Origin of the sequence: Pseudanabaena minima str. Chao 2107 (assembly GCF_051131155.1) — a bacterium.
Lineage (GTDB): Bacteria > Cyanobacteriota > Cyanobacteriia > Pseudanabaenales > Pseudanabaenaceae > Pseudanabaena > Pseudanabaena minima.
On record NZ_CP159508.1, the window covers coordinates 2,486,474 to 2,498,270 of the forward strand.

Sequence of the window (11,797 nt, forward strand, 5' to 3'; positions counted from 1 at the left end):
AAAGCTGTCGCTTATGGTTAGCAATGTTTCCCCTACATGATGACAATCCAACCCAAGATACTTCCGTAGTCGTTTATGCGCTGATTTTGGTAAATGTACTGATTTTTGGATATCAGGTCAGTTTGCCAAACTTTCAACTTGGTGAATGGCTGGACAATTGGGCTTTAGTTCCAAAGGAATTAATTGCTAACCCTTCAAAAGAAGCGATCGCTTTATTCTCATCACAGTTTCTTCATGCCAGTATCTTCCATTTAGTTGGGAACATGTGGTTTCTCTATTTATTTGGCAATAATATTGAAGATCAACTTGGGCATTGGAAGTTTTTATTTTTCTATTTGCTTTGTGGAGTTGTAGCAGGATTGGTGCAGGTAATCACTGCTCCTATGTCACTAGTACCAATGGTGGGAGCGAGTGGCGCAATATCAGGTGTAATGGGTGCATATTTAGTCAGGTTTCCACGTGCAAGGATTTTGAGTCTAGTATTTTTAGGGATTTTTATCACAGCAATTCCTATTCCTGCGGCTGTATTTTTAGGTTTATGGATTGCAGGACAAACTATTTATGCTGCAATGGCAAATCCTAACTTGCCAGGAGTGGCGTATTTCGCTCACATTAGCGGTTTTGTAATCGGCGCGATCGCTATGTTTTTACTCTCAAGACGTTCTAAAGATTAAATAGATCGCGGTCACTTGGCGATCGCTATATATTGCCTAAAGATTAGAGTTTAAAAAACTTACCGTAAAGGTGGTTCCCTGACCGACCTTACTCTCCACCTTAATTTGTCCATGATGACTTTCGGCGATCGCTTTGGCAATTGCTAATCCTAGCCCAGAACCACTGGTGTAGAGATTACTAGATTTAGAACTAGATTTAATGTTTTTTTGTGGTTGGTAGCGATAGAAACGCTCAAAAATTTGAGATAGTTCTGCTTCAGGAATCCCCAGACCAGTATCTTGAACTTGAATTTGAATTTGATTTTGAGAAGCGATTAGTTGCGCGGTAATTTGGACTTTACCACCTGCGGGAGTATAGGCGATCGCATTACTGACTAGATTAGTAAACAAACGCCCTAAACGATCGCGATCGCCTGCCACAATTAGTTTTGGCTCTAAGCTAGGTAGATCCAAAGAGATTTGTTTTTGTTGAGCGATCGTCTGTTGCTCTTCACCCACTTCCCTCAATATTTGCGATAAATTGCAAGGCTCACGCCTCTGATTAGTAATGCCACCATCATGTCTTGCTAAAAATAGTAAATCTTCGATTAATCTACCTAACCGTCTGGTAATTCTCTCAATTGCTTCTAGTTGCGATCGCTGAAATTCTAGCTCAGGACTAGGATCGGCAAGGGCAACTTGGACATTAGTTTGAATTACGGCGATCGGATTGCGAAGCTCATGGGAAGCATCGGCAGTGAACTGTTTTAAACGTTGATAGGATTCGCGTACAGGTTCCATGGCGATCCCTGCTAACCACCAACCACATAGTAAAACCACAAATACCATCAGCGTTGTACCGATCGCTAAGTCGAGAAACAACTGCTTAACGGGTTTGGTAACTTCAAACCAAGGATGACTAATTCGCAAATATCCCAATAGTTTTCCATTAATCACAATCGGCTCAGTCATCTGTCGCAATGGCTCTGCTTCTGACAAATGAACAGTGCGATAGACGGGTTGTAAGATTCCCTTCTCTCGCTGTTGTAATGATTCAGTATTCGTATTAGTTGTCCAGAGAATTTCACCACTGGGGCTAAACCAGTCAATATCAATATGATCAGCATCGATCGCTTGAGCATTTGCCGAAAAGTTTTGACTGAAATCTGATTCTAAATCAATTAAGTTAGACCGAATCAGCGATCGCTCGATTACTTCAGCAACATGGTCAATGGTGTCGTCAATGCGATCGATTAAGGTTGTCTGCACATATAGATAGAATCCTGTCGCAAACACAATTAATAAAATTGCCGTGACAATCGCATACCATAGCGCCAGACGGCGGCGCATTGACTGAAAGACAGGATTAGGAGTAGCAATGGTCATGAGTAATTTAATGGCAAAGCTGTAGCGCACGCTGTGCGTGCGCTACAGGGCTTAGGTTTAATATTCAAACTCTTCTAAAATCGTTACTAATCGATTTTGACAAGACTTAGGAATCAAGTCACTTAAAGGAATTTCACGATTACCACCACCGATCGCAATCATCGTTTCATTTAATACTTTAGTGACATCCGCCGACTGAATCCCTTTTAGCAACATGGGATAGAATTTTTCCGCTAACGGACGATGCAAATGCGCGTCATTTAAGTACAAGTGCCACTTAGCAATGTCAATATAAACATCTTCGGCAATGATGGCGGCTAGTTGTTCAATACGTTCTGATGTACTCATTTGTCTCGTAATTGGTGATTTATAGCGATCATTATCATGTAAGTGTCTTAGAAACCATTTTAAGAATTGTCTAGATCCCCCCCAGCCCCCCTTAAAAAGGGGGGAGAATTATCTTCTTCCCCCTTTTTAAGGGGGATTGAGGGGGATCTCTTAGAGCTTTTGACCATAGAAAGTCATTCTTAAATGGTTTCTTACATGATAACGATCGCTACATCTGAATTACACAAGACTAGGACAATATGACAGATTAAATTATGATCATTTGTGTTGCGCGATCGCAAATTTATGACTACTACTCCCCTCCCTCTCAAGCCAGAAATTACTACAACAAACATTAGTAGTGCGAGTAATGCTGTACTAAAAAATATTAGCTGGCAAACCTATCAAGCCATGCTGGCTGATATGGGCGACCATCGCTCTATTCGCTTAGCCTACGATCTCGGAACCTTAGAAATCAAAATGCCATTAGAATTTCATGAAGCTATTAATCGTCTCCTAGAGAGAATTATTGTCACATTGACTGAAGAACTAGAGCTAGATATCAAAAGCTTTGGTTCGACAACCTTTAATCGCAAAGATTTAGAAGTTGGTGTAGAGCCAGACTCATGTTTTTACATTCAAAATGCTCATCTCGTTCGCAGATTTCAGATAGATATTGAAAAAGATCCTGCCCCCGATCTCGTGGTTGAAGTTGACGTTCATAGTTCTAGCATCCGCAGATTGGATATTTACAAACAGTTAGGCGTACCCGAAATTTGGAGATATACCAGAACAGGGATAAAAATCTACAATTTACGAGACTCTGAGTATATAGAACAAGAATATAGTGTCACTTTTCCAATAATGTCTGGCGAGGTTTTAGAGCGCTTCTTGGCTTTATCAGAATCAACGGATGACAACAAATTGATTCGTGAGTTTAGAGCATGGCTCAGACAAAGGCTAAGTCAGCAGAAACCAAAATAGATTGTTGGTGCAAAGTGACGAAAATCTATTTTGGTTTCTACAAATGATGAGTTCATAACAAAAAAGCGCAAAACCGCCTTTCAAAAAGTAAACTAAATCTTCAAGTACTACAGTTTTTTTGTATGAGCCAGCCAACAGCCCCCCAACCTTGGAGTCAGCGTTTCGAGACAGCGCTACATCCTGCGATCGCGCGATTTAATGCCAGTATCAGTTTTGACATTAATTTAATTGAATATGACATCACAGGATCGCAAGCGCACTCGCGAATGTTGGCGAAAGTAGGGATCATTAGTGCCGAAGAAGGGGAAATGCTTGTTAATGGTTTAGAGCAAATCCGTCAAGAATATCGGTCTGGAAATTTTAACCCAGGGGTTGACGCTGAAGATGTGCATTTTGCGGTAGAGCGTCGCCTGACGGAGTTAATCGGTGATGTTGGGAAAAAAGTGCATACCGCGCGATCGCGTAATGATCAGGTTGCTACCGATGTGCGTTTATATTTGCGTGACCAGATTCGCAAAATTCAAACGGATATCAGAACTTGGCAACAAACTTTAGTGAATAAAGCTGAGCAGTATATCGAGACTTTTATCCCAGGATATACACATCTGCAACGCGCCCAGCCGATCAGCCTCGCCCATCATCTTCTTGCTTATTTTGAGATGGCGCAGCGTGACTGGACAAGACTTGATGAAATCTATCAAAGGGTCAATGTTTGCCCTCTTGGTTCGGGCGCATTAGCAGGAACACCTCACCCCATCGATCGCCATTACACCGCCGAACTTTTAGATTTTGGTTCCGTAGGACGCAATAGCCTTGATGGTGTATCCGATCGCGACTTTGCCGTAGAATTTCTCTGCGCTGCGAGTCTAATCATGGTGCATCTCAGCCGCCTTTCTGAAGAAGTAATTCTTTGGTCATCACAGGAATTTAGTTTTGTAAAACTCAGCGATCGCGTCAGTACAGGCTCTAGCATCATGCCCCAAAAGAAAAATCCTGACGTTCCCGAATTGGTGCGTGGCAAAACAGGACGGGTATTTGGACATTTGCAAGGTTTACTGACAATTATCAAGGGCTTACCTCTGGCTTACAACAAGGATATGCAAGAGGATAAGGAAGGGATCTTTGATGCAGTGGTCACAGTTCGGGCTTGTTTGGAAGCTATGACAATTTTGATTGATGAAGGGATCGAATTTCAGACTCAACGTCTTGCTGAGGCAGTTGCGGAGGACTTCTCTAATGCGACTGATGTTGCTGATTATCTCGCATCTAAAGGAGTTCCTTTCCGTGAGGCATATCAACTGGTTGGCAAACTTGTGAAAACCTGTACTAGTGAAGGGATTTTACTCAAGGATTTGTCAGTAGAACGTTGGCAAACTTTTCATCCTCAGTTTGAAGCCGACATTGTCGAGGCGATCACTCCTGCACAGGTCGTTAAGGTGCGTAATAGTTACGGTGGCACTGGCTATGAGCAAATCAGAATCCAAGTAGAAGCTGCCAAAAAACTTATTGCTTAAAACCAAAAATTAGTGTCAGCACTTCGTGCTGACACTAATTTTTGGATGCTTTTGCGTTAGCATAAGTTTTAGTTAACTTTGCCAAATTTTCGATTTTCTATGCCCAAGTTATCAAAACCACCAGATCCCAACGATCCTGAATACCAAAACCTCGAACGCAGAGTCAACTTTTATCTACATCTTGCTATCTATTCGGCTTGTATGACCTGTATGTGGTTTATCCAGTCAATTACTGAGAAGGTCTGGATCTGGTCAATTTGGGTTGCCGTGATCTGGGGAATCCTGATCCTCGTTCATGGGATTTGGGTATTGACTCAAGAAAAGCCAATCCAGAAAGCTTGAAATAATAAAGCTGTATTAAATTTGTGGCTAGAAGTCTAATTTTTATAAAAATAGGGTTTATGAAGTGATACAGGATTATGGAGCTTTGATTGATGATTTGCAAAAACAGTTAGAAGCATTGCAAATATCGATCGCTCCACAATCACAACCCACACCTAAAATTGTGAAAGATTGGCAGCGATCGCTTGATGATATCCAACAGTTTTTTCAGTCAAAAATTATCAATACCAATTTAGAGATTACGCCCCAAAATTTATCTTTACAAGTGGAAATTGATAAACAATTAAAAATGCTCAAGGTGGATTTAAGCATGTTGCAAACTTCCCGCAGTCAAGCCACATGGCAAAAGCGACATCAACAAGCCTGTGATCGCTTTACTTTATTAGAGCGCTATTTCCAAATGCATTAGACCCAAAAAATAGGATGGCGGTGCTTAGCACCGCCATCCTATTTTTTGGTTTTTGTCCTAATTTAGCCTTGGAATAGGACTAGGAATGCTTCTTTTCTATGGAAATATAGCTTTTGATAAAACCCTCTCTGGGTAAGATTTGCAATCTCTCAAAAGATAGAATTATTCTTTAGTTTGAAGACTGAGACACGAAACATTTTGATGTAGACTTATGGAACAATCGATAGATTTTAATATAAACATAGTAAAAACTCTATAGTAGAATCAATGATCCTAGAAACAGCTTGGTTACTTCCTTGCTATGGTTTGCTGGGCGCAGGGTTGACATTACCTTGGTCACTAAGGGTAATTCGTCGTACTGGTCCCCGTCCTGCGGTTTACCTAAATATGTTAATGACAGCCCTTGCCTTAGTACATAGCTGTTGGTTGTTAACATCCGTTTGGGGGCAGCCTCCTCAACAATTTGAGTTTATATGGTTCCAAGCGTTTGATCTAAATATCGCTTGCTCCTTTGAGCTTTCCACAATTAGCACTGGTGCATCAGTGATGATTGCCACCATGAGCTTAATCTCACAGGTCTACGGGCTAGGATCGCTAGAAAATGATTGGGCGATCGCTCGATTTTGCGCCTTAATTGGCTTTTTTGAAGCAGCCATTACAGGGATTGCCTTTAGCGATTCCTTATTTTTCAGCTACGCCTTATTGGAAATGCTTACCCTCTCCACCTACTTATTAGTTGGCTTTTGGTATGCACAGCCCCTAGTAGTTACCGCAGCAAGAGATGCTTTTTGGACAAAGCGTGTCGGCGACTTGTTTTTGTTGATGGGTGTGGTTACTCTTGCCAATCTTACGGACAGCTTGAATTTTTCGGATTTAAAGTCATGGGCTGATGCACCACAAACGATCGCCTATTTTGCTGAACATCAACAATTTGGCACTTTATTAGGACTAGCTCTAATTGCAGGTCCATTAGGTAAATGCGCTCAGTTCCCACTGCACCTCTGGCTTGATGAGGCGATGGAGGGTCCGAACCCAGCTTCGATTTTACGAAATTCGGTAGTTGTGGGCGCTGGAGCCTATGTGCTGATCAAGTTTCAGCCTGTATTGTCTTTGTTTCCAGTAGCGGCGGAAGTCTCGGTAATTATTGGTGCAATTACCGCGATCGGTGCTTCGTTAGTAGCGATCGCCCAAATTGACATGAAACGCGCTCTATCTCACTCAACCAGTGCCTACCTCGGTTTAGTTTTCATCGCGGTGGGGATGCAACAACCTGATCTAGCTTTGGGACTACTCTTTAGTCATGGTATCAGCAAATCTTTACTCTTCCTGAGTTCAGGGGCTGTAATGATGTCTACCGTAACCCAAGATCTTACGGAAATGGGAGGCATCAAAACGAGAATGCCCGCCACCTTAGTCGCCTTCATTGTTGGCTCGCTAGGATTAGTAGGACTGGTTCCTTTTGGGGGATTTTGGACGCTCTTACGCTGGGAAGAAACTTTTTGGAACAGTGACCCTTGGCTAATTGCGATCGCCTTATTAGTGAATAGCATTACCGCCTTTGGACTGATGCGAATGTTTGCACTGGTATTCCTTGGACCCATTCAACCCAAAACCCGACGTGTTCCAGAAGTCGCTTGGCAAGTCGCACTTCCATTAGTCTCACTGACAATCATCACTTTACTAGTTCCCATCTTACTTCCATCATGGGAATTCGTAGATATTGACTTAAATACAGTCGATATTTGGGGTACAGCAGTGTTATCAGCTTCAGGCTTATTGGGTTTTGGTGTGGGTGCATATATATATATCAAGCCATATTATGCCACTAGCATTTCAGTACCTATGCCTCCAAGATTTCTTCGCAGTTCATGGAAAGCGGTACAGGATTTACTTGCCTACGATCTCTATGTACAGGCTATTTATAAATATACGGTGGTCTTAATCGTGGGTGGTGGCTCTAAGGTTTTAGCTTGGATAGATCGCTACTTAGTTGATGGCTCCGTCAATTTTTTGGGATTTGCCTCGATATTTAGTGGCGAAAGTCTGAAGTATACGGTGACAGGTCGATTACAGCAGTATGTGTTGACGATCATGATTGGACTGATTCTGATCGGCTTTGCTGCTTTTTATGGTCTCCATTAAGAGTTAGGCGCTTTAGGCGCTGAACTCTTAATTTTTTTAATTATCATTTTTTATAAAATATGCTTAGTACATTAGTGTGGGTTCCGATCGCAGGTGCGCTGTTGATCGTTTTACTAGGAGCGTTCCTCGACTCCCAGCAGTTACGCCGAATATCACTGGGAATAACGATCGCCACATTTGGTTGGTCAATCTTCTTACTCACTAAATTTGATATTAGTCTTGCCACAATCCAATTAGGTGAATCCTTAGCTTGGTTAGATCCCATTGGACTGACCTATCGATTAGGTGTAGATGGTCTATCTTTTCCATTGGTCTTACTGAATGGATTGCTACTGATTATCGCCATCTACATCAGCAATGATATTCAACGCCCTCGACTATATTTTCCATTAATATTAATACTCGGTGGTGGTGTCAATGGAGCTTTTCTTGCTCAAAATCTTCTCCTCTTTTTCCTGTTTTTTGAAGTCGAACTAATTCCGCTCTATCTCTTAATCGCCATTTGGGGCGGCGAGAAACGTGGCTACGCAGCCACCAAATTTTTAATTTACACTGCTATCTCAGGCGTTCTGCTCTTAGCAGCTTTCTTTGGTATGGCAGTCTTTGGCAGTGCTGATGGAACCGCCTTTACCTTTAACTATCAAGACTTAAATCTCGAAGGAGTATCCACAACCACCAAAGGAATTTTGCTAATTCTGCTACTCCTTGGATTCGGTATCAAGATTCCGATTGTGCCATTGCATACATGGTTACCTGATGCTCACGTTGAAGCATCAACCCCAGTCTCCACATTACTTGCTGGCGTTCTACTAAAATTGGGAACCTATGGTTTATTGCGCTTTGGACTAGGACTATTACCAGACGCATGGCAAGCGATCGCTCCTTTTCTAGCAGGCTGGGCTGTAGTCAGTGTGATTTATGGATGCCTCACCGCCATCAATCAAACTGACATGAAAAAAATGGTTGCCTATAGCTCCGTTGGACATATGGGTTATATTCTCCTCGCCTTAGCTGCGGCTACGCCCCTTTCCCTAGTGGGCGCAACCTTCCAAATGATTAGTCATGGTCTAATTTCAGCACTGTTATTTATTTTGGTAGGGATCGTTTACAAAAAAACGGGCACTCGCAATATCAATTCCCTGAATGGATTACTCAATCCTGAACGTGGCTTACCGATCACAGGTTCACTGATGATCTTGGCAGCAATGGCAAGTGCAGGTACACCAGGCATGGTGGGATTTATTGCGGAATTTGTGATTTTTCGTAGTAGCTTTGCAGTTTTCCCTATACAAACACTTCTCTGCATGATTGGCACTGGTTTAACGGCTGTTTATTTCCTCATCATGATTGATCGCGTATTTTTCGGTCGTCTTGCGGTTGAGAAAACTGTGAATACCCCCCCGATTAGTAATTTTCCCTTTGCCAAATGGCAAGAAAAATTTCCTGCGATCGCCCTAGCCCTAATCATTGTTTTCTTTGGATTAATCCCCAATTTCGCGACCCAAATAATCGAGAGTTCAGCAAAGGCGATCGCCCCAAATCACACTAAACTAACTCAAATTGCTTTAGTGCAATCAACTTAATCCTTGATTAAAAGGCTTGCAAAGCAAGCCTTTTAATCAAGGATTTACAAAATCTTTTTATATATAGCAATCCTAAATGTTTTGTGGAAGGACACCCCGATGGGGTGTCCTTCCACAAAACAAAAAAATCCACAAATGATATAGGACTACTATAGAACCCGAATAAATTAAATCACCTGCATTTAAAACAAAGCCTTGACTACATAGAGATCTCACTGCTCCCATATTATGACTAACAAATAGAACAGTTCGCCCTTCTTTTTCTGCTACATCTTCTATCTTTTCTAAACACTTCTTCTGAAACTGAGCATCGCCTACCGCTAACACTTCATCGACAATCAAAATCTCTGGCTCTAGATGTGCGGCTACTGCAAAGGCAACTATTTCATCAAATTTTTTCTTAATCTCATCTCGATCCATTCCCAAGATTGCGCCATTGAGATATATATTCTCTCGACCAGTTAATTCTGGATGGAAACCTGTGCCGACTTCTAAGAGACTAGCGACTCGACCTTTAATGGAGATTTTGCCTGAGGTTGGTTCAGTGATGCGACTAAGAATTTTGAGAAGAGTGGATTTACCTGCACCATTGCGTCCAATAATGCCTACGCGATCGCCTTGCTTAATGTCAAAGGAGACATCTTTGAGCGCCCAGAACTCCTCACTAAGATCATCAGTTTTTGCTTGACGATCGCCAGTTATTCCCTGCCACAAAGATCTGGCTCCATTGGTGATCACATCACGTAAAGCGGTGTAGCGTTCTTGCTTTTGGTGACCAATAATATACTTCTTACTTAAATTTTCGACCCGAATTACGACATCAGACATTTGTAAGTTCTTAAATGGTATCGGTAAGAATTTTGCAATTTAATAAGGAAGTGATAATGACGCGGCGAAGCCGCGTCATTATCACTTCCTTATTTTAAAGGGATACTAATAATATCATCAGTCTAAAAATTAGTCCGATTGACTAGATTTGACGAGCTTTAAAATTGAATTTTTGAGATTATGTATAGATTGGGTATTTTCTTCGTCAGATGTATAGGCATCGTCGTGGGACTCTTCTGGATCTTCTTGGTTTTGATCTTCTGACTTCAACGCGAGGCGATCGCATAGGTCATCAAGATGTGATGCCAAAGTGACTGGTACATGGGGGGAAACCAAGTCAAGATTGGGATGGTTTGGTAAGTCATCACATGGACAGCAAACTGGTGTCCTTGGACCTATATCAACGGATGGCACAAGCAAATTACAACGGGCGCAAGCAATAATTTCCCATTTATTGCTAAGTAAGTCGCTAACGGTTTGATCAGTACCACTTAAATAGGCTTCTTTGGCTTTAGTAGTACTGATTTCATCCCAAAGTTGGTTAAATGAAGGTGAGTATTTTTCCCCTTGCAAAATCTTATAGAGCCGAACTTGTTCACCTTGAGTAGACAAGCTTACGGTTTTGCCCATTTGCATCCATTGTGCGACATAATTTTTGACTAAGGTTCGTGATGCCATAATTTTAGAACCTTTAATGAATAATTAAGTAGATTTGACTGCACAGGTAATAAATGCACCTGCCATAATTAATATAGTCTGAGAGCTTCATTGATAGTTTGAATAAATCTTATAATTTTTTATTTATTTTGCTTACGGGACACTAGCTTATGCTCGATACCTATCTAGATTCTACGCCACAGTCTTTATCTCCGAACTTCGAGCCATCAGTCCAAATCCGCAATTTAAATTTTCATTACGGTGAAGGAGATTTATTTAAGCAGGTTTTATTTGACATCAATCTAGAGATCTACCCTGGACAAATTGTGATCCTTACGGGACCATCTGGCTCAGGTAAAACCACTCTTCTAACTTTAATAGGGGCTTTACGGACAATCCAAGAGGGTAGTCTAAAAGTTTTGGGTCAGGAGCTGAAAGGGCTAAATCCTAAAAAATTAGTGCAAATCCGTAAAAATATTGGCTTTATATTTCAGGCGCATAACCTCTTTCATTCTTTGACAGCAAGACAAAATGTGATGATGTCCACGGATCTATTTACCCATGAGGGTGGTAATGCGATGGCATCGAATAAAGCGGCGGAGATTTTGACGCAGCTTGGGCTAGGAGAGAGGGTTGACTATAAGCCTCATGCTCTATCGGGTGGACAAAAGCAACGGGTGGCGATCGCAAGGGCTTTGGTCAATCGTCCAAGTTTAATCCTTGCGGATGAGCCAACGGCGGCCCTAGATAAAAAATCTGGGCGAGATGTGGTGACTTTGATGCAAAAAATGGCTAAGGAGGAAAACATCACCATTTTGATGGTGACCCATGACAACCGTATCCTTGATGTTGCCGATCGCATTATTAACTTGGTGGATGGCAATTTAGAATCTGACAATGTAATGAATGATTTTCTGGCAAATCGAGATACTTCAGGTGTTGATTCGCGTACATTTATGCTGTAGATAAGTA

11 protein-coding genes and 1 pseudogene are annotated in these 11,797 nt (G+C 41.7%); 8 read left to right on the forward strand and 4 right to left on the reverse strand.

Annotation, left to right across the window (positions count from 1 at the left end):
- Positions 1 to 23: 23 nt before the first annotated feature.
- Positions 24 to 674, forward strand: coding sequence for a rhomboid family intramembrane serine protease (locus ABM313_RS11300; RefSeq protein ID WP_434688040.1), 651 nt, complete (start codon positions 24 to 26; stop codon positions 672 to 674).
- 36 nt (positions 675 to 710) lie between these two features.
- Here the strand turns inward: ABM313_RS11300 and ABM313_RS11305 are convergent, their stop codons facing one another.
- Both ABM313_RS11305 and ABM313_RS11310 read right to left on the reverse strand, forming a co-directional pair.
- Positions 711 to 2,039: a sensor histidine kinase gene (locus tag ABM313_RS11305; protein WP_434688042.1), complete on the reverse strand. Its 1,329-nt coding sequence runs from the start codon at positions 2,037 to 2,039 to the stop codon at positions 711 to 713.
- Positions 2,040 to 2,096: 57 nt separating this feature from the next.
- Positions 2,097 to 2,387 carry a DUF3181 family protein gene (locus ABM313_RS11310; RefSeq protein ID WP_434688043.1) on the reverse strand — a complete coding sequence of 97 codons (291 nt, stop codon included), beginning with the start codon at positions 2,385 to 2,387 and terminating at the stop codon, positions 2,097 to 2,099.
- A gap of 285 nt (positions 2,388 to 2,672) precedes the next feature.
- Between ABM313_RS11310 and ABM313_RS11315 the strand changes: the two genes are divergently transcribed.
- From ABM313_RS11315 to ABM313_RS11340, 6 genes are all read left to right on the forward strand, one after another.
- Positions 2,673 to 3,350 carry a Uma2 family endonuclease gene (locus ABM313_RS11315; RefSeq protein ID WP_434688046.1) on the forward strand — a complete coding sequence of 226 codons (678 nt, stop codon included), beginning with the start codon at positions 2,673 to 2,675 and terminating at the stop codon, positions 3,348 to 3,350.
- Between the two features lie 122 nt (positions 3,351 to 3,472).
- Positions 3,473 to 4,864, forward strand: coding sequence for an argininosuccinate lyase (gene argH / locus ABM313_RS11320; protein WP_434688047.1), 1,392 nt, complete (start codon positions 3,473 to 3,475; stop codon positions 4,862 to 4,864).
- 99 nt (positions 4,865 to 4,963) lie between these two features.
- Complete coding sequence (locus ABM313_RS11325) at positions 4,964 to 5,206, forward strand: 2TM domain-containing protein (protein WP_434688049.1); 243 nt, start codon at positions 4,964 to 4,966, stop codon at positions 5,204 to 5,206.
- A 64-nt stretch (positions 5,207 to 5,270) separates the two neighbouring features.
- On the forward strand, positions 5,271 to 5,615 hold the full coding sequence (gene patD / locus ABM313_RS11330) for a heterocyst frequency control protein PatD (protein ID WP_434688051.1): 345 nt from the start codon (positions 5,271 to 5,273) through the stop codon (positions 5,613 to 5,615).
- Positions 5,616 to 5,882: 267 nt separating this feature from the next.
- The gene (locus tag ABM313_RS11335; RefSeq protein WP_434688053.1) at positions 5,883 to 7,757 is read left to right on the forward strand and encodes an NAD(P)H-quinone oxidoreductase subunit F; all 1,875 of its coding nucleotides are present in this window, start codon (positions 5,883 to 5,885) and stop codon (positions 7,755 to 7,757) included.
- Positions 7,758 to 7,816: 59 nt separating this feature from the next.
- Complete coding sequence (locus tag ABM313_RS11340) at positions 7,817 to 9,340, forward strand: NADH-quinone oxidoreductase subunit M (RefSeq protein WP_434688055.1); 1,524 nt, start codon at positions 7,817 to 7,819, stop codon at positions 9,338 to 9,340.
- A gap of 153 nt (positions 9,341 to 9,493) precedes the next feature.
- Here ABM313_RS11340 and ABM313_RS11345 read toward each other — a convergent pair.
- Together ABM313_RS11345 and ABM313_RS11350 are read right to left on the reverse strand one after the other, a co-directional pair.
- Positions 9,494 to 10,168 (reverse strand): annotated as a pseudogene (locus tag ABM313_RS11345) (ABC transporter ATP-binding protein); the annotation flags it as partial.
- Between the two features lie 129 nt (positions 10,169 to 10,297).
- Entirely contained in the window at positions 10,298 to 10,846 is a 549-nt protein-coding gene (locus ABM313_RS11350; RefSeq protein WP_434688058.1) for a hypothetical protein, read from the reverse strand.
- Between the two features lie 149 nt (positions 10,847 to 10,995).
- Between ABM313_RS11350 and ABM313_RS11355 the strand changes: the two genes are divergently transcribed.
- The gene (locus ABM313_RS11355; RefSeq protein WP_434688060.1) at positions 10,996 to 11,790 is read left to right on the forward strand and encodes a DevA family ABC transporter ATP-binding protein; all 795 of its coding nucleotides are present in this window, start codon (positions 10,996 to 10,998) and stop codon (positions 11,788 to 11,790) included.
- The last annotated feature ends 7 nt before the right edge of the window (positions 11,791 to 11,797 follow it).